Consider the following 21083-nt stretch of genomic DNA (forward strand, 5'->3'; position numbering starts at 1 on the left):
ATGCCACGTCGCTGCAGGGGGTTTACCTTGCTGGAATTAATGATCGTGATCGTGTTAATCGGCGTGCTGGTGGGCATGGTGAGTTTCGCCACCGGCATGAACCCGGCGCGTCAGGCCAGGCAGGAAGCGGATGCGCTCGCGGGCATGATTGGACAGCTACGCCAGCAGGCGGTGCTCGAAAGTCAGGAGCATGGTGTGCGCCTGAGTACCGACGGCTACCGAGCGATGCGGCTCGGTGTGCGCGGCTGGGAACCCGTGTCGTCGTTTCATCGATGGCCCGACCATCTGCGCCTGCGCCTGAAACACGACGGTTATTCCGTGAGCCTCGGCGCCGACGAAGGCCCTCCGCAATTACTGATGCTCAGCAGCGATGAAACCAGCACCTTCACCCTGACGTTCGAGACCCGGGGCAGGGACTGGTTGAGCCTGTCCAGCGACGGTATCAGTGAGGTGGTGATCGATGGCTAGGCCGTCGAGCATGCCTCGCATGGACGGATTCACCCTGCTGGAAATCATGGTGGCGCTGGCGATATTCGCCACCCTGGCGACGGCTGTATTGTCCGCGAGCCAATACGTCGTGAAGCAGGCAGCAGTGGTCGAAGAGCGCCTGATCGCGGCGTGGGTGGCGGACAACGCGTTGACCGAATGGCGCCTGCAATCCACGCCGGCCATAGGGCCGCAGCAACGGCTTGTGCACATGGATCGGCGTGACTGGGTCGTGCGTCAGCGCGCCCGCAACGGCAGCGACCCGCGTCTGCTCGAAGTCGATGTCGAGGTCAGCCTTGCCGGTCGCGAGCAGGTGCTGCACCGCGCCAGTGGCTGGATACTCAATCGCCATGAATAGGCAGGCCGGGTTCACCTTGCTGGAGTTGGTGATCGCCTTGGCGATCTTCGCCCTGTTGGGGCTGGCCAGCTGGACGCTGTTCGACGGAGTGGTGCGTGTTCAGCGCAGCACCATGACCCACGAAGGTGAATTCAGGCGTCTGCAACGCGCCGTGGCGGTGATCGAGCGCGATCTGCTGCACGTCACCGAACAGCCGATCATGCTGGGGCAAACGCAGCTGCAATTGCAGCGTGGCAACTGGCGCAACCCACTGGATCAAGCCCGCAGTGAACGCCAAGCGCTGACCTATCGCCTCGACAACGGCGTGTTGTGGCGTGACAGTCGAGCCGAAGGCACGCAGATCGAGCAGCGGCAAAAACTGCTCGAGGATGTCCGGCACTTGAGCTGGCGCCTGTTCGATCGCCAGGCCGGTTGGCGCAGCGATTGGCCGACCGGCCAGGCGGTCGATGCCCCGCTGGCGCTGGAAGTGCAACTGTCGACAGGTCGTTTCGAGTCGATTCGGCGGGTGCTGTTGTTGCCGGGGGCCTGGCCATGAAGACGAGCCAGCGAGGCATGGCCTTGATCAGCGTGTTGCTGGTCATGAGCCTTGCCCTGGTGATCATCGGCGGGGTGCTGCGCAGCCATCGGCTGTTGCTGCAGAGCAGCGCTCAGCAGTTGCAGCAGATGCACTTGAAGCAACTCGCCCTGGCCAATGAAACCTGGACGTTGCTGCGGTTGCAGGACGCCGGGCAAACGGCAGGGAGCCCGGTCGATCTGACTCAGGATTGGGCAACAGTCCGTGGTTACGAGGTTGAAGACACGCAAGTACGGGTAGCGGTCGAGGACCTGGCCGGACGTTTCAACGTCAATGCCCTGTTGATTCAGGGTCAGATTGATCAGGTCACGCTCAATCGCTGGCATCGCCTGCTGGCGTTGCTCGAATTGCCCGCACTGCCATTGGCGCCGGTGGGCGCGTTGCGAGAAACGAGTCAACTGCGCCTGCTGCCGGGTGTCGACGGTGAACGGCTGCGTCGGCTGGAGCCTTGGGTCGCAACGTTGCCCAAAGAAGCCGCGCTGAACATCAATACGGCCCCGGAAGTAGTCTTGCGTTCAATCGACGGCCTCGACGCGGCAACGGTAACCGCGTTGCTGCGCCAGCGCTCGACAACGTCTTGGCCGAGCGTTCAGGCCTTCACCCAAGACCCGATGCTTGAGGGGCTGGGCTTGAGCAGCCACGGCCTGGGCATCGATAGCCGCTGGTACCGGATCACGGTCCAGGTGACCCAGGGGCAAAGCCGTTTGCGCCTGGCCACCGATGTCGAACGCGATCCTAAAACACGCCAACTGAAGATCCTGCAACGGCGTGTGCTGCCGTCGAATTCCCACGAGATAAACCCATGAAAACCTGGCTCTACCTGACGGCCGAAGGCCTGGCCACGCCGTCGCTCGACTGGCCCTGTTGTGTGTGGTCGTCGACCGGCCAACGACGTCTTATGCCGCTGATCCAGGCGGCGCCGGGACTGAAGGGGCAGGCCGTCGACCTGTTGTTGCCCATGGAACTCTGCAGTTGGGTACGCAGTGAGCCCTGGCCCGCCAGACGCCGACCCGCTGCACAAACCATCGCCTTCGCCGTTGAAGATCAACTGGGTGAATCACTGGAAAAACTGCACCTGAGCGTCGGCACTCGCGACCCGCAAGGGCGTTATCCGGTGATGGTGATCAATCGCGAACGCTTCACCGCCGTGCTTCAGCTGTTGAAGGAGGCGGGCATCGAAGTGCGTTCGGTCTTCGTCGATGCCGATCGGTTGCCACGGGACCAGACGCTCGGCGTCTGGTGGTTCGGCCGCTGGATGCTCGGCGGTGGTTTGTCCGCTCGTCTGACGTTGGCGGAGGATGGACTGACACTGCTCAAACCGGGGCTGCCCATCGATATTCAGTGGCGTGACGAGCGACAGGAGAGGGCCGATGCGGATCAATGGCTGACCCAGGCGTCGCCACAGGCCATCAATCTGCTGCACGGTGATTTTGCCCGGCAGCGCAAGCGTCTGCCCTGGCGTCTGGGTGGGTTGGCCATGGCCATGCTGTTGGCGCTGAACTGGGGCGCCAGTGAAGCGCGAATCCACTTTCTCGACAGCCAGGGCCGTGAGCTCCACAGCCGCAACGAACAGCAGTTCAAGGCGCTTTACCCGGAACAGACACGCATCGTCGATCTGGCGGCGCAACTCGGCGCCCTGCAAATCCAGGGCGCGGAGCCACAGGCCAGCCGTATCGCCGGCCTGGTCAATCTGGTCGAGCAAGTCATTGGGGCCAGTCCGGTCGAAGTCCAGCGCATCGAGTTTCGCCAGGGTGACGGCTGGAAAATCCAGCTGACCGCCAACAGCTTTGCCGAGCTTGAGTTGCTGCGCGAGCGTGGGCGGCAACAGGGAACGCCCGTGCGCATCGACAACGCGAGCAAGAACCAAAACGGTGTCCAGGCAACCCTGACCGTGGAGCAAGAGGCATGAAGCCACACGAGCTTAAAGCAGCGACGTTACGACGCTGGGCGCGTCTGTCCATTCGAGAGCAGAGGCTGCTAGGGGGGCTGAGTGTGTTTGTCCTGAGTGTCGCGGCGTTCAGTCTGCTCTGGCAACCGACGCAACAACGACTGATGACGGCCGAGCGTCAGTATCAACAGCAGCTGGCGCTGGCGGCCCGACTGCAACAGGCGCGACCTTCCAGCCATCGGCCAACACCGGTCGATCAGCCCCTGTCGTTGCGCATCAGCGAAAGCGCAGCCACCGCAGGGCTTGAGTTGCAGCAGATGGACAGCGACAACGACCTGCTGCGCCTGACCGTCCGTGGTGAAGCCATGACATTGCTGCCATGGCTGGACCGCATCGAACGTGACGGTATTGCGCTGCAGTCGCTGACCCTGGAAAAGCGCGACGCCGTGCTGGAGGCGCGAATGGTGCTCAGATAGTCGCGCCGGTGCCCGGCAACGGCGGCAACTTCGCCAGTTTCAGCGCGACCAGCAGCGCCACCAACAGCAGCCCGCCGATGAATAAACCGATACCGTTCCAGCCGCCCAGGTGCCAGAACACCCCGCCCGCCGTGCCGGCAATGCTCGAACCGGCGTAGTAGCTGAACAGGTACAGCGACGATGCCTGGCCCTTGGCCTTGGTGGCGCGGCGGCCGATCCAGCTGCTGGCCACGGAGTGGGCGGCGAAGAAACCGAAAGTGAACACCAGCATGCCGAAGATCACCAGCGGCAGCGCTGTGAACATCGTCAGGGCAAGACCGGCGAGCATCAGCACGATGGTGCTCCAGAGCACCTTGCGCCGGCCGAGTTTGTCGGCCAGCGAGCCGATTTTCGCCGAACTGTAGATACCCGACAGGTACACCACCGACAGCAGCCCGACGAAGGCTTGCTCCATGTGGTACGGCTCGGCCAGCAGCCGATAGCCGATGTAGTTGAACAGCGTGACGAACGCGCCCATCAACACGAAGGCTTCGAGAAACAGCAGCGGCAGGCCAGCGTCGCGAAAGTGCATGGTGAAGCCATCGAGCAGGCTGCGCGGGTGCAACGAGCGGGCGCGGAAGTTGCGCGATTCCGGGAGGATTTTCCAGAACACCGCCGCCGCAATCAGTGCCAGGCCACCGATCACCAGCATTGCCGTGTGCCAACTGACGAAGTCGATCAACACCCCGGTAATCAGTCGCCCGCTCATCCCGCCGATGGCGTTGCCGCCGATGTACAGGCCCATCGCCAGGCCGATGTGATGCGGGTGAATTTCTTCGCTCAGATAGGTCATGGCCACCGCCGCCAGGCCACTCAGCGACAAACCGATCAGCGCGCGCATCAGCAGCACCCCGTGCCAGCTCGGCATCATCGAACTGGCGATGGTGCACAGTGCGGCGGCGAACAACGCCGCGACCATCACCGGTTTGCGCCCGACGCGATCTGACAGGGGACCGGTGATCAACAGGCCGATAGCGAGCATGCCAGTGGCCACCGACAGGATCAGGCTGCTTTGCGCCGCGTTGATCGAGTACTCATGGGACAACAGCGGCATCATCGGCTGCACGCAGTACAGCAGGGCAAAGGTCGCGAAGCCACCGCAGAACAGCGCCAGCACCGTGCGCATGAACGCCGGCGTGCCTTTTTCGATGTAGATCTCCTTGAGTTCAGCGACGACATCGTCCTGTACGGCAGGTGGAACTTCATGGGCAAGTGGGGCGACAGCAGTTTTCACGTTGGACCTCGGAGGGGCGCAGCCGGTCAGGCAATGAAAAAAGCATATAGCTGGCTAATGATTCAATCCAATATATTGTTCGACCTGTTTGATAGCTTTTACGACCTAATGGAAATCCCATGGAATTGCGTCATCTGCGCTACTTCATCGCCGTTGCCGAAGAACTGCATTTTGGCCGCGCCGCACAAGTGCTGGGCATCTCGCAGCCACCGCTGAGCCAGCAGATTCAGGCGCTGGAACAGGAGGTCGGAGCGCGGTTGTTCGAACGTACCAATCGTCGGGTCGAGCTGAGCGAGGCGGGTCGACTGTTTCTCGAAGAGGCTCGGCTGGTGCTGGCCCAAGTCGACAAAGCGGCAGATGTCGCCCGCCGGGCCCAGCTCGGTGAGTTGGGTGAATTGAAGATCGGTTTCACCTCGTCGGCACCGTTCAACTCGACCATTCCCCAGGCGATTTTCTCGTTTCGCCAGCGTTTCCCGGCGGTGCACCTGAACCTGCGGGAAATGAGCAGCACCCAAGTGGCCGATGCGCTGGTGGACGACTCGATCGAGGTCGGCATCATGCGGCCATTGGGCCTGCCGGACTCCCTCAGCGTGGTGGAGTTGATGCGCGAGCCGCTGGTGGCGGTGCTCAGCTCCAAGCACCCGTTGGTCAAGGACAGTGAAGAGGGCTTGTTCCTGTCAGCCCTGGCTCTGGAGCCTTTCGTATTTTTCCCGCGCAGCTACGGCAGTGGCCTGTACGCACAGCTCCTCAGCCTGGCCCGCGATGCCGGCTTCAGCCCGCACTTCGCCCAGGAGGCCGGCGAGGCGATGACCATCATCGGCTTGGTGGCGGCGGGTTTGGGGGTGTCGGTGTTGCCGGCGTCCTACCAGCGGATGCGCATTGATGGCGTGGTCTATCGACCCTTGCTCGACCCGGCGGCGGTGTCGGCGGTGTGGCTGGTGCAACGCAAGGATCAGAAATCGCCGATGGCGAGAGCGTTTGTGGAGTTGTTGACGAGGAAGGTTGAGCCGCTGAAGCCGTGACGGTGTGAACACAATATTCCCTGTAGGAGCGAGCTTGCTCGCGATGGACTAAAGAACACCGCGTGCATCCAGGAAGCACGTGTCATCGTTAAGGACCATCGCGAGCAAGCTCGCTCCTACAGATCAGAGTTTTCGCCGCTGCCCGTGGGACATTTCTGAACTACCCAGGATAGGCTACAGCGCCTTGCGACGTTGCCTGCAACTACCCCAGAATCCGCCGGCTTGTGCGCTTCGGGGGCCATCGTTAACTTGATCGGCGTCACTGATGGTCAGTGATCGGGTTTAGTAGCCCGTTCCGAAGTAAGCGCATTAGCGCTCCTGATAGGCAGGTATTCCCGTACCTGCCCTTGATGGCAGCCGTGCGCAGGGCGTCTTCGGGCGCGCCGGGGTACATCGGCCGGTCTACTAACCTGCGTACAGCTGCCACCCTTTTGATAAGTCGCGATGAGGTGTCGGCCCGATCTGCTACAGGACGCTTAATCATGACCGATTCAGAAAATTCAGCGGACACCGGTCCGCACGCGCCACACCGGCCGAGCAGCATCTTCCTCATCGACCCCGATATCGACAACCACACCCTGCTGGAACACGCCTGTGTGTCCCTGGCCTCCGCCAACGTGATGGCCATGGATTTCGCCAGGTACCTGAAGGGGTCGCAGAGCGACACCTTGGTGGGGATCCAGCAATTGATCATGCTGGGCGAGCTGGCGGTCAATCGGGTGCTGAATACACTCGATCCGCCCTAACCATTGTAGGAGCGAGCTTGCTCCGGGCGGCGTGCCGACGATGGACGTCAACGATAGCGCGCGGTGCCTGAATGACCGAGTTGTTTGGACGTTTTTCGCGAGCAGGGCTCGCTCCCACAAATAGGATTCTGCTTACGCCCAGCGCTTGAAAATCAACGAAGTATTCACCCCGCCAAACGCAAAGTTGTTGTTCATCACGTACTGGTTGCTCATCTGCCGAAACTCGCCGCGCAGGTAATCCAGCTTGCCGCAGTGCGGGTCGACTTCGTCGAGGTTGAGGGTGTGGACGTACAGGTCGCGGTTCATCATTTCGATGCTGAACCAGGATTCCAGTGCGCCGCAGGCGCCGAGGGTGTGGCCGAGGAAGCTTTTTTGCGAGCTGATCGGCATGTGCTCGCCGAACAGGGTGCTGGTGGCCAGGGTTTCGGCGATGTCGCCCTGTTCGGTGGCGGTGCCGTGGCCGTTCACGTAGCCGATGTCCGAAGGCTTGAGTCCGGCGTCTTCCAGCGCCAGTTCCATGGCCCGGCGCATGGTGACTTGCTCCGGACGAGTGGTGTGCTGGCCGTCGGCGTTGCTGCCGAAACCGACGATCTCGGCATGGATGTGCGCGCCACGGGCCAGGGCGTGCTCCAGTTCTTCCAGCACCAGCATGCCGCCGCCTTCACCGATCACCAGGCCATCGCGGCCCTTGTCGTAGGGGCGTGGGCTGGTTTGCGGGGCGTCGTTTTTCAGGCTGGTGGCGTAGAGCGCGTCGAAGACCATGGCTTCGGTCGGGCAAAGCTCTTCGGCGCCACCGGCCAGCATCAATGGCAGGCGGCCGAACTTGATCGCCTCGTAGGCGTAGCCGATGCCCTGGCTGCCGCTGGTGCAGGCGCTGGAGGTCGGGATCAGGCGGCCGGTGAGGCCGAAGAAAATGCTGATATTCGCGGCCGTGGTGTGCGGCATCATGCGCACGTAGGAGTTGGCGTTCAGGCCCTCGGCGACCGAGTTGAGTAGCATGTTGCCGAACGCCTTGATCTCGTCGGTGCTGCCGGTCGATGAGCCGCAGGCGACGCCCATGCGTCCGTCCTTGATCGATTCGTCGCCCAACAGCCCGGCGTCGGCAAGCGCCATCTCCGCCGCACCCACCGCAAGCCGCGACACCCGGCCCATGCTGCGCAGTTGTTTGCGCGTCCAGTGGCTTGGCACCTTGAAGTCGTCGATGGGGCCGGCCAGACGGGTGTTGAGTTCGGTAAAGCGATCCCATTCATCCATGCGACGGATGCCGCTGCGGTTGGCCGCGAAGTGGCCGACGATGGTTTCCCAATCGCTGCCCAGGGACGTGATGCCGGCCATGCCGGTGACGACGACGCGCTTCATCAGCACAGGCCTCCGTTGACGGCCAGAACCTGCCGGGTGATGTACGAGGCTTCCGCCGACATCAGGAAATTCACCGCACCGGCCACCTCTTCAGGGGTGCCCATGCGTTGAGCAGGGATCATTTTCATCAGTTCTTCCACCGGCACGTTTTCATCGAGCATGGCTGTGTCGATCAGGCCGGGTGCGACACAGTTGACGGTGATTTTGCGCTTGCCCAACTCGATCGCCAACGCCTTGGCAGCACCGATCAACCCGGCCTTCGAGGCGCTGTAGTTGACCTGGCCACGGTTGCCGATCAGCCCGGACACCGAGGTAATGCAGACAATTCGCCCGGCGGCGCGACGACGGATCATCGGCATCATCACCGGGTGCAGCACGTTGTAGAAACCGTCGAGGTTGGTGCGCATCACCACATCCCAATCATCCTCGCTCAGCGCCGGAAAAGCACCGTCACGGGTCAGGCCGGCGTTGAGCACTACGCCGTAATAGGCGCCATGGGCCTCGACGTCGGCCTCAAGGATGGCTTTGCAGCGGGCGCGGTCGGACACGTCGAATTGCAGGACGCGGGCCTGGCGCCCCAAGGCTTCGATGTCGGCCTTCACTGTTTCGGCGTCTGCCAGGCCGCTGCGGCAATGCAACACGATATCGTGCCCGGCCTGGGCCAGGCGCAGGGCGATGGCGCGGCCGATACCACGGCTGGAACCGGTGACCAGTACGGATTCAGTCATGGTTGTGTTCCTTGTGACGAGCCTTCGGGCTCTGAAAGATATTGAGTCGGCTGGGGCGGGCGATACACGTTCAGACGGGCGGTGGCGTGAATGCCCGGCGCATTGATGTGGCATTCGAACACGCCCATGCCGTTATCGTCTTCGAGCGAGCGGAGGCCGTGGATGGTCAGCTCGGTGCCGGCCGGGAAGCTTTCGACATTGCATTCGAATTTACGACTGCCGAGCAGGAAACCGAGCGCTACGGCATCGCCGCGCTGGCGCGCATGGCAACCGGCGAAGGCGGCGACACTCTGGGCCATCAGTTCAATGCCGACCCAGGCCGGCAGGCTGCCGTCCGGTTGGCTGAACAGGCCATCGGGCCTGACGGTGAGACGGGTGTGGATCTGCTCTTCATCGAACGCCAGGATCTGCTCGATGAGGATCATGTCGCCAGCGTGGGGCAGCAGTTCGGCGAGCGGCCAGTCAATCATGGGGCGTCTCCGATAATCAGGCTGACGTTATTACCACCGAAAGCGAAGGAATTGCTCATCAGGTAGCGGGGACCAGTGGACGTCAGGCGCGTGGCCGGGGTCACCCAATTCAGGGCGGGCAGTTCAGGGTCCGCCTGGCCATCCCAGACGTGCGGCGGCAGAGCGTGCTCGCGATTGCCGGTGCTCAGGCTCAACCAGCAGAACGCCGCTTCCAGCGCCCCGGCGGCGCCGAGGGTGTGGCCGGTCATGGGTTTGGTCGAGGAGCACGGCACCCCTTCAGGGAACACCGCCGCGACGGCATGGCTTTCCATGGCATCGTTGTGCGCGGTGGCGGTGCCATGCAGGTTCAAGTAGCTGATCTGTTGTGGTTGCAGCCCCGCGCGATGCAAGGCTTTGCGCATCGCTTGTCGGGCGCCGCGGCCGCTCGGTTCCGGTGCGGAAATGTGATGCGCATCCGAGCTGGCGCCACTGCCCAGCAGGGCAATCGCTTGACCGTCGCCGGGCTGCTTGCTCATCAGGAACAGCACGGCGGCTTCGCCGATGTTGATGCCGTTGCGGTGGCGCGAAAACGGGTTGCAGCGCTGCCCGGACACGGCTTCCAGCGCCGAGAAACCGTTGAGGGTCAGCTTGCAGAGGGTGTCGACACCCCCGCACAGCACCACGTCGCACACGCCCAGGTCCAGCAGACGCTGGGCGCTCATCAGGGCACGGGCGCTGGAGGTGCAGGCCGTGGAAATCACGTAGGCCGGCCCGCTCACCTGCAGCCAGTCGGCGAGGAAATTGGCCGGTGCACCGAGTTCCTGTTGCTGATAGTCGTAGTCGGCCGGGAACTGCTGGTCGCGAATGTAGTGGGCCAGGCCCTGGCTGGCTTCGTCGATGCCTGAGGTGCTGGTGCCCAGTACGATGCCGATGCGATCGCGGCCGTAGGTCTGGATCGCGCGGTCGATGTCCGGGCGAATTTGCAGGGCGGCTTCCAGCAGCAATTGGTTGTTGCGGCTGCGTTGCCGGATCAACTCGGGTGGAATCGCCGCCAGCTCGCCTGCGACCGTGCCTACCGGCAACGACCGCTCCGGTACCCAGCCGGCTTCGCTGCGCATGCCGGAGCAATCGCCGGCAAACAGGTTACGCGTCACTTCCTGCTTGTCGCGGCCCAGGGCGCAGATCACGCCGAGGGCATTCAGGTAGGCGGCCATGGTGCCTCCCCGCTCAGGGGCGTGACTTGATATTTCGGGCCTTTGGGCAGGTTCAATTCAAAGCTCATCGGTTGTGAATAACGAACGTCCCAGCGTTCGGGCAGGGAGCGTTGCGCGCCATGTTGCCAGGCAGCAGGATAGTTGCCGTGCAACTCGTCCTTGGGCGTCAGGGCAAACAGCAGCGCCGCGAACAGCTCCCGGGCTTCGGGGTTGGGCGGCAGCAGGCCGTCGGCGTGCCAGGTTCCGTCGACCAGCTTCTGACGTGCCTGCGGGATGCCCAGCAGGTCCATCATCGACCAGCGGATGCCCGGGCCTTCACGCTGGATCACCAGCACCCAGTCCTGGCGTTGTTCGGCCTGCAGGCGCTGGATGTGCAGTTGCAGCGGCAGCGACAGGTTCGGAGTGTGCTCGGGCAGCGGCGGCTGGCTGGCGCAGGCGCTCAGCAGCAGGGCCGCGGCAAACAGCAGAAATCGCAGAACGTCCGCTATCCCTGTGGGAGCGAGCTTGCTCGCGATGACGGCAGTACAGTCGGCATTCAGGGTGACTGATCCACCGCTATCGCGAGCAGGCTCGCTGCCACAGGTCATGCATGCTGAGTGACGGATGGTGAGCATCAAACTCCACCTTTCAACGGTTTGCGCGCCACCACATTGACCAGGGTTTCTTCCCGTTGGCCAAAGGGTTTTGGCTGGCACAGACCCAAGCGTTCCAGCAGACCGAAATCCTTGGCGCGGCTCCACCAGAGGTACGGATAAGACACATTGTGCGAACCGAATTCAAAACCCTGGCCCCGGATCATTTCCAGATACTGTGCGGCACTTTTTTGCACGTGCATCGGATGCCGGAACAACCAGCGAATCACCCAGGTATCGATGTAAGCCTCGGTGGATTCGGCGAACATCAGGTAGCCGCCCGGCTTGAGTACGCGGTAGAACTCGGCCAGTGCCTTTTCCTGTTCCACCAGATGATGGAACGTCTGGTGACAGAACAGCAGGTCGACGCTGGCGTCCGGTACGCCCAGGGTGGCGCAGTCGCTGCCGATCAACTCCACGGCAATACCCTGATAGACCGCTTCTTCACGGCTCTGGTTCAGGCTGTGGGGGTCAGCGTCCACGCCAATCAGACGTTCGGGCATGAACGTCTGCTGTAGGTACTTGAACGACTTGCCTTGACCGCAGCCCGCGTCCAGCAGCACCGGATTGCTCGGCAGCGCCTCGCTGAACAGGCTGCGCAAATCGTCGATCGCCACGCGCAGCACGCGGTACTGCCAGGTGTAGCTGCGCAGGAACCACAGGCCGAAACGGGTTTCTTCGACGTAGTTGTCGCTCAAGTAGCTCATGTCGCATCCCGTGCGCAGAGTTGGGAAATCACTTTCAGACGGCGTTTGGCTTCGCTGACGAACGGGTTGCGCTCGTCCCAGGCGTAGCCGGCCAGAATCGAGCTGATCATGCGGCGGATCTCCCCGGAGCTGCCCTCGTGATAAATCACGTCCTGGAAGGTCCCGGCGTACCAGCCTTCGACGTAGCAACGAAAGGTATCGACTCCGCGCTTGAGCGGCCCGGCGAACTCCTTTTCCCAGTCGACGGTTTCGCCTTGCAACTGCCGGTGCAGGACGCCGGCGGCCATGCTCGCCGAACGCATGGCAATGGTCACGCCGGACGAGAACACCGGGTCGAGGAATTCGGCAGCATTGCCCAGCAACGCGAAGCCCGGCCCATGCAGGGTCTTGACGTTGGCCGAATAGCCGCCAATGGTCCGCGCGGGCGTGTCCCACACCGCGTTGTTCAGCACGCCGGACAGGCTTGGCGTCTCGGCAATGAAACCGCGCAGGCAATCGTCCAGATCGTCGGTGCGGCCCTCGAAATGCTCCGCTGCGGCGACCACGCCGACCGAGCAGCGACCGTTGCTGAACGGGATGGTCCAGAACCAGACATCGCGTTTGTCGGGATGAGTGGTGACGAGGATCTTGGTGCGGTCGAAGGTCGGGCTGTCGATGCCGTCTTCGATATGGGTGAACACCGCCTGGCGCACCGGGAAATTCGACGGCGCTTCGAGGTCGAGCAAGCGCGGCAGCACACGACCGTAACCGCTGGCGTCGAGCATGAAGTCAGCCTCGATGCGGTATTCGCTGCCGTCCTCGCGACGCACGCCGAGTAGCGGGTGCGGCAAATCGACCTCGACACTGACGATGGCTTCGCCGTAGCGGATTTCCACGCCTTGCAGCGCGGCCTGATCGGCCAGCAGTTTGTCGAAGTCGGCGCGCTGGACCTGGAAGGTCGTCGGCTTGCCCTGGGTAAAGGTGTCACCGAAATCGAAAGCGCTGTAACGCTCGCCCCAGGCAAACGCAGCGCCGGTTTTCACCTGGAACCCCGCCGCATTGACGGCGTCCAGCATGCCCGCCTCTTCGACGAAGTCCAGACAGTGCGCCAACAGGCTTTCGCCGATGGAAAAGCGTGGGAAATGCTGACGCTCGATCACCAGCACGTCATGACCCTGGCGTTTGAGCAGCGCGGCGGCGATGGCACCCGAAGGGCCTGCGCCGATGACCACGATCTGGCGACGTTCCATTTCAACGGTTGGCATGGGGGCTCCTTGCCGGGGCGGCAGCTTTCAGGGGAATCCGGTGCATGCCGGCCAGTGCCGGCAGCAGGGTGGCGATCAGGCCCATCAGCATCAGCGCAAAGTACAGCGCCGGGCTGATGAGCTGTTGTTGCAACAGCAGGTTGAGAAACACGATCTCACTCAAGCCGCGAATGTTCAGCAACACGCTTTCCCGCCAGCGGCTCGCGCCCTGGAACGAAGCGCCGGCCCAGCCGAGGCCTAGCCAGTTGCCGAGCATTTTGCTGGCAATCGGTAACAGCAGCAGGGCCGCCAGTTGCACCCAGCCAAGACTGTCCATGGCGCTGTGCACATTGATCTGCACGATGCCGAACGTGAGGATCAGCGGGATGGCGATGTACGTCTGCAGAAAAATCATCCAGCGCACCGGAAACGGCAGTATCAGCGGCGCCTTCAGGGCGGCCATGAGCAGCAGATAACCGATGCCGAAAATCAACGCATTGAGCTTGTAGTGTTCGGCCACCACCAGCAGCGCGAAAAAGCATCCGCTGTACAGCCATGCCTGGCGCAGGCCGAGCAGGCGCAGCAGCACCGGCAGACAGGCGCCGGCCAGCGGCAGCAGCAAACTGCTCAGATGCAGCGTGCCCTGGGCGATGGCGAACAAGGTCCAGCAAGTGAGGTCGATGAGGATCGCTGTCTGCACCAGTCGCCGGGTGGCGGCAGGCGGGTAATTGATATGCCGAAGGTACAGGTACAACACCGGAATGGCGGTAATGGCGAACAACAGGCCGACCGCCAGCGAGCTGATCCAGGGCTGCGGTGGCAGCAGCCAGAACGCCGTGGCCAGGCCGCAGGCAAACGGAATGCAGAAACTCGGCAGGGCGATTTTCAGGCTCTGGCGATCCAGGTGCAGGTCGATCACGTCGCTGAGGATGTAGCCCAGTAGCAGCGCGAAACTCAGGCTGTAGAGGTTCTTCAGCCAGATAGGCGATACCAGCGCCGCACCGCTCAACTGCCAGTGGGGTTCGATCCAGAAATACATCAGCAGCGGCAGGCCAACGGTTGCCAGCAATAGCTGGCTGACGATCGGGATCAAGCCCAGATGCCGGCCCAGTCGGGTCGCCACGGCAAACAACGCCAGGGCCATCGCCCAAAACAACGCAACTATCATTGTGCCGGCTCCTTAATGGTGGGCGATGGCCTGTGTTTTCCGGCCCAGGGGGCGAGCATGAAGCTGAAGATCAGGCCCAGGCTGACCGACAGACCGAAGTTGCTCACCGCTGGCGTGCTCGACACCGCCAGCAGGCCGAACGACAGCCAGGTGGTCAGCGCCGCCAGCAACGTGCCCAGCAGGCTCACGGCGGCGCCGCCGACCTGCTCGCGCATGAGGATCGCGTAATCGACGCTGATGGCCGTCACCAGCAGCAGGCCGAACAGGCTGAACAGGGTCAACGGCTGCCCCAGCCAACCGAGGCTGGCGAGGCTGCACAGCGCGGCCAGCAGTGGCAGGGAGACAATACGCAACGCGCCGCCGAGGCCAAACGGCAGCATCAGCACCAGCACAATCAGCGCGCAGGAGGCGAGCTTCAGTTCGGCTGCACTGATCTGGGTGGCCGCGAAAACGTTGTTCAGTTCACCGAGCCGGTCGACCAACTGCACCCCTGGCAGATCCAGTGCCTGGATGCGCAGCAGTGACGGGTTGTTCAGGCCTTGCAGGCTGACCATCGCCGCCACGCCATCATCGGTCGGCCCCAGCCACAATGCCCGATAGGGTTCGGCCAAGGGCCCGGCCAGTGCCGCGTCGATGTCTTCGACGGGCAGTGCCTGCAAGGTTTTCAGCTCCGCTTGCAGCGCCTCGGCCGGCACGCCGACATCGAGCAGCGGCTGCCAGACGTTCGGCAAGGCGTTCAACGCTTCGCGCAGGTGAAATTGTTCGCTCGGCGGGCTCACCAGTTGGTTGAGCGACAGATAACCCTGAAGCTTATTCAGGTTGATCAGCTGATCCAGGCGTTCGCTCAGGGCGGTCTGGCGTTCGAGCAGTTCCTGTTGATTGGCCGCGCGCACCAGGAAGAACTGACTGGTGGGCTGATAGCCGGTGATACGGGCAATGGTCTGGGCTTCGTCAGTCAATTGCTGCGGTGCGCCGACCCATTGGCGAATGTCATTGCGGGTCCCGAGCTGCAGCAGGCCGCCGACGCAGAAGGCCATCAGCAGTGCAAACAGCACGGGCGTGCGCAGGCGCTGGAGCAACGCTTCACGTATCCCCAGCAAATACTCACAAACCCGCAACGGCCATTGCGCCGGACGCAGATCCACACCCTTGAGCAACGCCGGCAGCAGGCACACGGCGGACAAGTAGGCGCCCAGCAGACCGGCGGCGGAGAACACGGCAATCTGCGTCAGCGCCGGGAACGGCGTCCAGGCCAGGGCCAGGTAGCCGATGGCGCTGGTGATCAGGCTCAGGGTCAATCCGGGCAGGGTCAGGCGCAGAGCCGGCCAACTGTGCCAGGGTTTCAGGCTCCAGCTCTTGGACAGGTAATGCAGCGGGTAATCGACCGCCACGCCGATCAGGCTCGAACCCAGCACCAGCGTCATCACATGCATGTGGCCGAACACCGTCACGCAAGCCACCGCGCCGAACAGCATGCCCACCAGCACCGGAACAAATGCCAGCAACACGCGCCAGCGGCGGAAGGCCAGCAACAGCAGCAACAGAATCCCCACCGTGGCACCGCCGCCGACCCAGGTCATCTCACGGGCGGCTTGTCGTTGCCCGCTGGCGGCGTACAGCAAGCCGCTGGCCGCGAGCAGTTGCACGTCAGACTCGGCCGCTTGTTCACGACTGTGCTGGAGCAGGTCGGCCACCTGCAGCGGCAGGTTCATGTCGAAGGCGTTGCCGGTGCTTCGCGCGCGCAGCAGCACCCAGCTTTTGCCATCGGCATCGGCGATCAAGGCACCGCTGCCGATGTCCAGTTGCACCGAACCGTGCTGCGGCTGGCTGTTCTGGATGCGCCCGGTCAGGCCGAGCCAGTCGTCCTGGCTCGACACCAGGCTGAAACCGGTGAAGGGGTCGAACAGCGCCTGCACCCGTTGCTGGATAAAAGCGTCCGGATGTTCCATCAATTGCTGTCGGTCGTCAGCGGAAAGCATCGCCAGCCGGCCCTGCAGCAGTTGCGTACGCAAAGCCGGCAAGTCGGCTTGCAGGTTCCACTGGACCTTCTCGAACAGCCCGCTGGCCTGCCATTGATCGCCCAGTTTCTGCGCCATGGCGATGGCTTGCTGGCGGTCGGCATGACCGACCAGCACCAGCATCTCGCGGTTCAGCGGTTCCTGCATGCGTTGTTCAGCGCGCAGTTCCAGCGCGTCCGGCGTTGTGCCGGGCACCAGTTCCATCAGGTTGGCCGACAGCGGTGCACCGTTACGCCATTGCCAGCCGGCGAGCGCCAGCACCGCCAGCAGCAGGATCAGGAACAGCCGGGGAAGCGCGCGTTCACTCGGCAAAGTCGTGTTGCTCCGCGTCACTCAACGGTTGGGCGCTGGTGCTGTCCTGCATGCGCAACAGGGTGCTGTCGCCCTGGGTTTCCAGCAGCTCGATGCTGTGCACCAGTTCGCCGCCGGTGATGTTGATCTGGGTGAACACCTGCTTGAGCAGCATTGAGCGCGGCACCAGCGTCAGCCGCCAGTCCTGCGCTTCGCCGCTCAGCGACAGTTCGAAATCCCGCTGCAGCCCGCTGCTATCGCCTTGCAGAACAGCGAGGAACAGACGGTTCTGCTCGGCCCCGGCGCTCTTGCCCGGCAACATCTGCCAACCGCTGGCATCACGCCGGGCAATGCCTTGGTCGGTGATGCGGTAATCCTGTTGCAGCGGCGTTTTGAGTAACCACAACAGACCGTGGTTTTTCGCCAGGACGAACGTGCCCTTGCTGGTCAGCGGTTGAGGCAGCGCACGCAGGTGTTTTTCCTGGATGAACTGGCCATGGATCACCTCCGGCCTGGCCAGTTGATCGCTGAGTTGTTGCAGGTCGAAGGCGTTGGCCAGCCCTGGAATGCCCAGCAACACGCAGAACACGGTAAGCGCGAGCCTGCTCGCGAAAAACCTGAGGGCGCCGCGGAGTGTCAGGTGCCCAGGGTTATCGTTAACGACCATCGCGACGGTGCGACGATTCGACAGGCTCGCTCTTACAGGGGAACGGGGGAGGCAGAAAATCATGCCAGCACCCTCTCGACAGCGTCGGTAAACACCTTGGGCGAGGCCAGCTGCATTTCGCGGTTGTGCATGTTGACGGCCACCTGCACGGAAACGGCGCGGGTCAAGCGTTCGCCGGTTTCCACGTCACTGATCAGGTAGTTGATCTTCAGACGGTTTTCCCACTCCACCAGATTGGCCCGCACGTTCAGCTTCTGGCCGAACACCGCGCCGCGCACGTAGCGCAACTGCAGGTCGATGACCGGCCAGGCATAGCCCGAGTCGGACATGGCGCTGTAGTTGTGGCCGATTTTGTCGAGCAGCGCGCAGCGGGCGACTTCCAGGTATTTGACGTAGTGGCCGTGCCAGACGACGTTCATGCTGTCGACGTCAAAGAACGGCACGAGGATTTCCGTATCGGTGTGAAGCACTCCCTTGCTACGCATGCAGCCTCCAGTGTTGTTCAGCGATACGTTGCAGGCACAGGCGCAATTCACCTTCCAGCGCGCGGTCTTCGATGACCGGCGGGAAGTCCTTGGCCAGTGCTTCGTGCATGGCCGCCAGAGCCGGTGGCAGCGGCCGGGCGTCTTCGGCCTGGGCGCGCAGCCAGACGCCTTGGTTGGCCGCCAGCAGCGTGGCGGCGGCGACCTGTTCGGTCAGTTCCAGTACGCGAATGGCATCGCGGGCGGCGATGGTGCCCATGCTCACCTTGTCCTGGTTGTGGCACTCGGTGGAGCGCGAGAACACGCTGGCCGGCATGGTGTTTTTCAAGGCTTCGGCGGTCCAGGCGCTGGTACCGATCTGCACCGCCTTGAAGCCGTGGTTGAGCATCGCGCGGTCGGCGCTGGCGCCGGACAGGTTGCTCGGCAGGCCGTGGTTGTAACGCTCGTCCACCAGCAGCGCGAGTTGTCGATCCAGCAGGTCGGCGACGTTGGCCACGAGGTTTTTCAGGCTGTCCATGGCGAACGCAATGTGGCCGCCGTAGAAGTGCCCGCCGTGCAGCACGCGTTCGGCCTCGGCGTCGATGATCGGGTTGTCGTTGGCGCTGTTGAGTTCGATCTCGATGAACGAACGCAGCCAGTTCAGGCTGTCGGCCAGCACGCCGAGGACGTGGGGCGCGCAGCGCAGGGAATAGCGGTCCTGCAGGCGATGCAGCGGCGCGGTCGGCGCGTCGATCGCCAGGTCCTTGCGCAGCCACGCGGCCACTTGCATCTGCCCCGGGTGTGGCTTGGCGGCGAACAGGCGCTCGTCGAAATGCTCCGGATTGCCTTGCAGGGCGACCACGTTCAGCGCGGTGATGCGCGTGGCCAGTTGCAGCAGGTAATCGGCACGGGCGTAGGCCAGGCAAGCAAGCCCGGTCATGACGGCGGTGCCGTTCATCAGGGCCAGGGCTTCTTTGGGCCGCAGCACCAGCGGCTGCCAACCGAGTTCACGATGCACGTCGGCGGCCTGGCGCCGTTCGCCGTGGAACATCACTTCGCGCTCGCCGGACAGGGTCGCGGCGACATAGGACAGCGGCGTCAGATCGCCGCTGGCGCCCACCGAGCCTTCTTCCGGAATCAGCGGCAGGATGTCGTGCTCGAGGAACGCTTGCAGGCGTTCCAGCAATTCCACCCGAACGCCGGACACGCCGTGACACAGCGACTGCAAGCGCGCCGCCAGCACGGCGCGAGTGGCCTGGGCATCGAGCAGTTTGCCCAGCCCGCAGCCATGGAAGGTGTACAGATGACGCGGCAGCGCTTCGACATGATGCAGCGGCACCGCCACCACGCAGGAATCGCCGTAACCGGTGGTCACGCCATAGATCACGCCTTCCTTGTCCAGCAGGGAATCGAGGAATTGCGCGCCCTTGGCGATGCGCCGACGGAACTCGGGGTCGCCTTGCAACTGCGTCGGCACCTGACGGTTGGCCAGGGCCAGCACGTCTTCGATGCGCAAAGGGAGTTCGCCGAAAGTTACCGGCTCAAGCGTTGGCGTCGTCATCGGTCTTCCAGAAAGGGTAAAAGTTGAACCATTGTTGAGGGGCTTCGAGGCAATAGTGACTCAGGCGCTCGGCATAGCGGGAGGCCCACTGATGAATGACCTGCTCGCGGTCGCTGCGCTTCCAGGTGATGGCGTCAGCAAAAGGTTCGATGGTCAGCCTATAGTCGCCATCGGGTTTCTTCACGCACAGCAGCAGGTTGACCGGGCATTTCAACAGGCCGGCCAGCAGCCACGGCCCCTGCGGGAATTTTGCCGGATAGCCAAGGAAGTCCACGGTCACGCTGCGCCCGCCATGCAACGGCACCCGGTCGCCGGCGATGGCCAGCCATTCGCCGCGCTCCAGGCGTTCATGCAGTTGCAGCATGATTACCGGGTCCAGCTCGCTGACCTGGATCAGGCGCAGATTGGTCGCGCCGGCTTCACCCAGCAAGCGGTTGAAATGTTCGGCGTGCTTGGTATGCACCAGCACGTTCATCGTGACCTTCTCGCCGATTTCCGCCAGTGCGCGGCACACTTCGAGATTGCCCAGGTGCGCGCCCACCAGCATCTGCCCGCGAGTGCCGCGCAACTGGTTGCGCAACAATGCCGGGTCGATGATTTCGATCTGCTCGATGCTCAGCTTGCCGTTCCACACATCGAGCTTGTCGAGCATGGAATCGGCAAACGCCATGAACTGGCCAAACACCCGCCACTGGTTCGGCCGCAAATCGGGGCGAGCGCTCCAGTCAGCCAGCCGTTGCTGGTACTGCCAGGCGCTGTGGCGAGCGCTGCGGCCGAACAGGAAAAAGTACAACACGATGCCGTACAGCAACGGGCTCAGCAGACGCCGACCGAGCACTTTGGCGGCGAATGCGGTGAACTTCATCAGCCAGAAACTGCCGCGCTCCTCGCGATCGGCCCAGTGTTGCTTGTCTGTGCTCATGTGCGCCACCGTCGCCAGAGGATCAGGGGCGAGCGCAACAACATGCCGAAGAACAGCCGGGTGTGCATGCTCGAAATCAGTACGTTGTCGTGGAACATCCGGAAGTGCGAAACGCCGTCCAGCGGGTAATGGACTTTGGTTTGCAGCCAGACCATGGGCAGATTGCGCCAGGCCAGGCGCACCAGGATGTCCGAGTCGAAATCCATGCGCTTGCCGATTTTCGCCGAATCGATCAGCGCCAGGGTCGGCGGCAACGGATAGAGGCGAAAGCCGCACATGGAATCGCGAATCTGCAACGACAGGGTGTTGATCCAGACCATGACGTGCGTCAGGTAGCGCGCATACAAACGACCCTTGGGCACGCTGTCGTCGTATTGCGGATAACCGCAGATCACGGCCTCGGGATGGGCACGGGACAGTTCGATAAAGCGTGTGACGTCCTGCAGGTCGTGCTGGCCATCGGCATCCACCTGCAAGGCATGGCTGAAACCCAGGCGCGACGCTTCGCGCATCCCGGTCATCACTGCGCCGCCCTTGCCCTGATTGGTGGCGAGGCGAATCAGGTGAACGTCGTCGCGCAGGGCCAGTTGATCCAGGACGTCGGCGCAGGATTCATCGCTGGCGTCGTCCACCAGAATGCACGGCAGATGACGGGTGAGCAGGGCGTCGACCACGGTGGTGATGGCGGTCTCGTGGTTGTAGACCGGGATAACGGCGCAGGGTCTATGCATGTTGGCTTTCACCTGCAAGTCCGAGGTGACCGCATCGCGAGCAAGCTCGCTCCCACAGAGGCGCTGCGTTGTTCACAAATTCAATGTGGGAGCGAGCCTGCTCGCGATTGAGTGCGCAGCACTCACTGA

The 21083-nt window shown here is 63.0% G+C and carries 23 protein-coding genes; 8 read left to right on the forward strand and 15 right to left on the reverse strand.

Annotated features, from left to right (window positions below):
- Genes gspH through gspM form a run of 6 tightly spaced genes read left to right on the forward strand, consistent with a single transcriptional unit; the run spans position 1 to position 3782 of the window.
- Complete coding sequence (gene gspH / locus GQ39_RS27035) at positions 1 to 468, forward strand: type II secretion system minor pseudopilin GspH (RefSeq protein WP_047536498.1); 468 nt, start codon at positions 1 to 3, stop codon at positions 466 to 468.
- Positions 461 to 844, forward strand: coding sequence for a type II secretion system minor pseudopilin GspI (gene gspI / locus GQ39_RS27040; RefSeq protein WP_047536499.1), 384 nt, complete (start codon positions 461 to 463; stop codon positions 842 to 844). The genes gspH and gspI overlap by 8 nt, the downstream gene beginning before the upstream one ends.
- Positions 837 to 1379: a type II secretion system protein GspJ gene (locus tag GQ39_RS27045; protein ID WP_047536501.1), complete on the forward strand. Its 543-nt coding sequence runs from the start codon at positions 837 to 839 to the stop codon at positions 1377 to 1379. Before gspI ends, GQ39_RS27045 begins: the two co-directional genes overlap by 8 nt.
- Positions 1376 to 2224: a type II secretion system protein GspK gene (locus GQ39_RS27050; RefSeq protein ID WP_047536503.1), complete on the forward strand. Its 849-nt coding sequence runs from the start codon at positions 1376 to 1378 to the stop codon at positions 2222 to 2224. Before GQ39_RS27045 ends, GQ39_RS27050 begins: the two co-directional genes overlap by 4 nt.
- Entirely contained in the window at positions 2221 to 3327 is a 1107-nt protein-coding gene (gspL, locus tag GQ39_RS27055) for a type II secretion system protein GspL (RefSeq protein ID WP_047536505.1), read from the forward strand. The genes GQ39_RS27050 and gspL overlap by 4 nt, the downstream gene beginning before the upstream one ends.
- Positions 3324 to 3782 carry a type II secretion system protein GspM gene (gene gspM, locus GQ39_RS27060; protein ID WP_047536507.1) on the forward strand — a complete coding sequence of 153 codons (459 nt, stop codon included), beginning with the start codon at positions 3324 to 3326 and terminating at the stop codon, positions 3780 to 3782. The genes gspL and gspM overlap by 4 nt, the downstream gene beginning before the upstream one ends.
- Here the strand turns inward: gspM and GQ39_RS27065 are convergent.
- Positions 3775 to 5055, reverse strand: a complete 1281-nt coding sequence (locus tag GQ39_RS27065) for an MFS transporter (RefSeq protein WP_047536509.1) — start codon at positions 5053 to 5055, stop codon at positions 3775 to 3777. The two genes, gspM and GQ39_RS27065, sit on opposite strands and share 8 nt — an antisense overlap.
- A gap of 119 nt (positions 5056 to 5174) precedes the next feature.
- Here GQ39_RS27065 and GQ39_RS27070 point away from each other — a divergent pair, with 119 nt between their 5' ends.
- Positions 5175 to 6077, forward strand: a complete 903-nt coding sequence (locus tag GQ39_RS27070) for a LysR family transcriptional regulator (protein ID WP_047536511.1) — start codon at positions 5175 to 5177, stop codon at positions 6075 to 6077.
- A 482-nt stretch (positions 6078 to 6559) separates the two neighbouring features.
- Complete coding sequence (locus tag GQ39_RS27075; RefSeq protein WP_047536513.1) at positions 6560 to 6823, forward strand: DUF6124 family protein; 264 nt, start codon at positions 6560 to 6562, stop codon at positions 6821 to 6823.
- A gap of 132 nt (positions 6824 to 6955) precedes the next feature.
- Here GQ39_RS27075 and GQ39_RS27080 read toward each other — a convergent pair whose 3' ends face one another.
- Genes GQ39_RS27080 through GQ39_RS27145 form a run of 14 tightly spaced genes read right to left on the reverse strand, consistent with a single transcriptional unit; the run spans position 6956 to position 20954 of the window.
- On the reverse strand, positions 6956 to 8182 hold the full coding sequence (locus GQ39_RS27080; RefSeq protein ID WP_047536516.1) for a beta-ketoacyl-ACP synthase: 1227 nt from the start codon (positions 8180 to 8182) through the stop codon (positions 6956 to 6958).
- Entirely contained in the window at positions 8182 to 8910 is a 729-nt protein-coding gene (gene fabG / locus GQ39_RS27085; protein WP_047536518.1) for a 3-oxoacyl-ACP reductase FabG, read from the reverse strand. The genes GQ39_RS27080 and fabG overlap by 1 nt, the downstream gene beginning before the upstream one ends.
- The gene (locus GQ39_RS27090; protein WP_047536520.1) at positions 8907 to 9380 is read right to left on the reverse strand and encodes a hotdog family protein; all 474 of its coding nucleotides are present in this window, start codon (positions 9378 to 9380) and stop codon (positions 8907 to 8909) included. Before GQ39_RS27090 ends, fabG begins: the two co-directional genes overlap by 4 nt.
- Positions 9377 to 10573: a beta-ketoacyl-[acyl-carrier-protein] synthase family protein gene (locus GQ39_RS27095; RefSeq protein WP_047536522.1), complete on the reverse strand. Its 1197-nt coding sequence runs from the start codon at positions 10571 to 10573 to the stop codon at positions 9377 to 9379. Before GQ39_RS27095 ends, GQ39_RS27090 begins: the two co-directional genes overlap by 4 nt.
- Positions 10558 to 11187 (reverse strand): hypothetical protein, encoded by a 630-nt coding sequence (locus GQ39_RS27100; RefSeq protein WP_081997987.1) that lies wholly within the window; start codon positions 11185 to 11187, stop codon positions 10558 to 10560. The genes GQ39_RS27095 and GQ39_RS27100 overlap by 16 nt, the downstream gene beginning before the upstream one ends.
- Positions 11187 to 11912 carry a class I SAM-dependent methyltransferase gene (locus GQ39_RS27105; RefSeq protein WP_047536524.1) on the reverse strand — a complete coding sequence of 242 codons (726 nt, stop codon included), beginning with the start codon at positions 11910 to 11912 and terminating at the stop codon, positions 11187 to 11189. The genes GQ39_RS27100 and GQ39_RS27105 overlap by 1 nt, the downstream gene beginning before the upstream one ends.
- Positions 11909 to 13156: an NAD(P)/FAD-dependent oxidoreductase gene (locus GQ39_RS27110; RefSeq protein WP_047536526.1), complete on the reverse strand. Its 1248-nt coding sequence runs from the start codon at positions 13154 to 13156 to the stop codon at positions 11909 to 11911. Before GQ39_RS27110 ends, GQ39_RS27105 begins: the two co-directional genes overlap by 4 nt.
- A complete protein-coding gene (locus GQ39_RS27115; protein WP_047536528.1) occupies positions 13143 to 14303 on the reverse strand; it encodes a hypothetical protein in 1161 nt (386 codons plus the stop codon). The genes GQ39_RS27110 and GQ39_RS27115 overlap by 14 nt, the downstream gene beginning before the upstream one ends.
- The gene (locus GQ39_RS27120) at positions 14300 to 16633 is read right to left on the reverse strand and encodes an MMPL family transporter (RefSeq protein ID WP_236693120.1); all 2334 of its coding nucleotides are present in this window, start codon (positions 16631 to 16633) and stop codon (positions 14300 to 14302) included. The genes GQ39_RS27115 and GQ39_RS27120 overlap by 4 nt, the downstream gene beginning before the upstream one ends.
- On the reverse strand, positions 16623 to 17342 hold the full coding sequence (locus GQ39_RS27125) for an outer membrane lipoprotein carrier protein LolA (RefSeq protein WP_047536532.1): 720 nt from the start codon (positions 17340 to 17342) through the stop codon (positions 16623 to 16625). Before GQ39_RS27125 ends, GQ39_RS27120 begins: the two co-directional genes overlap by 11 nt.
- Positions 17339 to 17764 (reverse strand): acyl-CoA thioesterase, encoded by a 426-nt coding sequence (locus tag GQ39_RS27130; protein WP_047536534.1) that lies wholly within the window; start codon positions 17762 to 17764, stop codon positions 17339 to 17341. The genes GQ39_RS27125 and GQ39_RS27130 overlap by 4 nt, the downstream gene beginning before the upstream one ends.
- On the reverse strand, positions 17757 to 19301 hold the full coding sequence (locus GQ39_RS27135) for an HAL/PAL/TAL family ammonia-lyase (RefSeq protein ID WP_047536536.1): 1545 nt from the start codon (positions 19299 to 19301) through the stop codon (positions 17757 to 17759). Before GQ39_RS27135 ends, GQ39_RS27130 begins: the two co-directional genes overlap by 8 nt.
- On the reverse strand, positions 19282 to 20223 hold the full coding sequence (locus GQ39_RS27140; protein WP_047536538.1) for an LpxL/LpxP family acyltransferase: 942 nt from the start codon (positions 20221 to 20223) through the stop codon (positions 19282 to 19284). The genes GQ39_RS27135 and GQ39_RS27140 overlap by 20 nt, the downstream gene beginning before the upstream one ends.
- Positions 20220 to 20954, reverse strand: a complete 735-nt coding sequence (locus GQ39_RS27145; protein ID WP_047536540.1) for a glycosyltransferase family 2 protein — start codon at positions 20952 to 20954, stop codon at positions 20220 to 20222. The genes GQ39_RS27140 and GQ39_RS27145 overlap by 4 nt, the downstream gene beginning before the upstream one ends.
- Positions 20955 to 21083: the final 129 nt, after the last annotated feature.

The sequence above is a fragment of the Pseudomonas sp. 11/12A genome, assembly GCF_000800055.1.
In the GTDB taxonomy this organism is placed as follows: Bacteria; Pseudomonadota; Gammaproteobacteria; order Pseudomonadales; family Pseudomonadaceae; genus Aquipseudomonas; species Aquipseudomonas mohnii.

Excerpts from the sequence above, each read along its gene's own strand:
- GQ39_RS27140 (WP_047536538.1), bottom strand. The coding sequence starts at position 20,223 with ATGAGCACAGACAAGCAACACTGGGCCGATCGCGAGGAGCGCGGCAGT.
- GQ39_RS27110 (WP_047536526.1), bottom strand. The coding sequence starts at position 13,156 with ATGCCAACCGTTGAAATGGAACGTCGCCAGATCGTGGTCATCGGCGCA.
- GQ39_RS27105 (WP_047536524.1), bottom strand. The coding sequence starts at position 11,912 with ATGAGCTACTTGAGCGACAACTACGTCGAAGAAACCCGTTTCGGCCTG.
- fabG (WP_047536518.1), bottom strand. The coding sequence starts at position 8,910 with ATGACTGAATCCGTACTGGTCACCGGTTCCAGCCGTGGTATCGGCCGC.
- gspL (WP_047536505.1), top strand. The coding sequence starts at position 2,221 with ATGAAAACCTGGCTCTACCTGACGGCCGAAGGCCTGGCCACGCCGTCG.
- GQ39_RS27090 (WP_047536520.1), bottom strand. The coding sequence starts at position 9,380 with ATGATTGACTGGCCGCTCGCCGAACTGCTGCCCCACGCTGGCGACATG.
- GQ39_RS27115 (WP_047536528.1), bottom strand. The coding sequence starts at position 14,303 with ATGATAGTTGCGTTGTTTTGGGCGATGGCCCTGGCGTTGTTTGCCGTG.
- GQ39_RS27075 (WP_047536513.1), top strand. The coding sequence starts at position 6,560 with ATGACCGATTCAGAAAATTCAGCGGACACCGGTCCGCACGCGCCACAC.
- GQ39_RS27045 (WP_047536501.1), top strand. The coding sequence starts at position 837 with ATGAATAGGCAGGCCGGGTTCACCTTGCTGGAGTTGGTGATCGCCTTG.
- GQ39_RS27070 (WP_047536511.1), top strand. The coding sequence starts at position 5,175 with ATGGAATTGCGTCATCTGCGCTACTTCATCGCCGTTGCCGAAGAACTG.
- GQ39_RS27100 (WP_081997987.1), bottom strand. The coding sequence starts at position 11,187 with ATGCTCACCATCCGTCACTCAGCATGCATGACCTGTGGCAGCGAGCCT.
- gspI (WP_047536499.1), top strand. The coding sequence starts at position 461 with ATGGCTAGGCCGTCGAGCATGCCTCGCATGGACGGATTCACCCTGCTG.
- GQ39_RS27095 (WP_047536522.1), bottom strand. The coding sequence starts at position 10,573 with ATGGCCGCCTACCTGAATGCCCTCGGCGTGATCTGCGCCCTGGGCCGC.
- GQ39_RS27050 (WP_047536503.1), top strand. The coding sequence starts at position 1,376 with ATGAAGACGAGCCAGCGAGGCATGGCCTTGATCAGCGTGTTGCTGGTC.
- GQ39_RS27145 (WP_047536540.1), bottom strand. The coding sequence starts at position 20,954 with ATGCATAGACCCTGCGCCGTTATCCCGGTCTACAACCACGAGACCGCC.
- GQ39_RS27130 (WP_047536534.1), bottom strand. The coding sequence starts at position 17,764 with ATGCGTAGCAAGGGAGTGCTTCACACCGATACGGAAATCCTCGTGCCG.
- GQ39_RS27135 (WP_047536536.1), bottom strand. The coding sequence starts at position 19,301 with ATGACGACGCCAACGCTTGAGCCGGTAACTTTCGGCGAACTCCCTTTG.
- GQ39_RS27125 (WP_047536532.1), bottom strand. The coding sequence starts at position 17,342 with ATGATTTTCTGCCTCCCCCGTTCCCCTGTAAGAGCGAGCCTGTCGAAT.
- GQ39_RS27080 (WP_047536516.1), bottom strand. The coding sequence starts at position 8,182 with ATGAAGCGCGTCGTCGTCACCGGCATGGCCGGCATCACGTCCCTGGGC.
- gspM (WP_047536507.1), top strand. The coding sequence starts at position 3,324 with ATGAAGCCACACGAGCTTAAAGCAGCGACGTTACGACGCTGGGCGCGT.
- gspH (WP_047536498.1), top strand. The coding sequence starts at position 1 with ATGCCACGTCGCTGCAGGGGGTTTACCTTGCTGGAATTAATGATCGTG.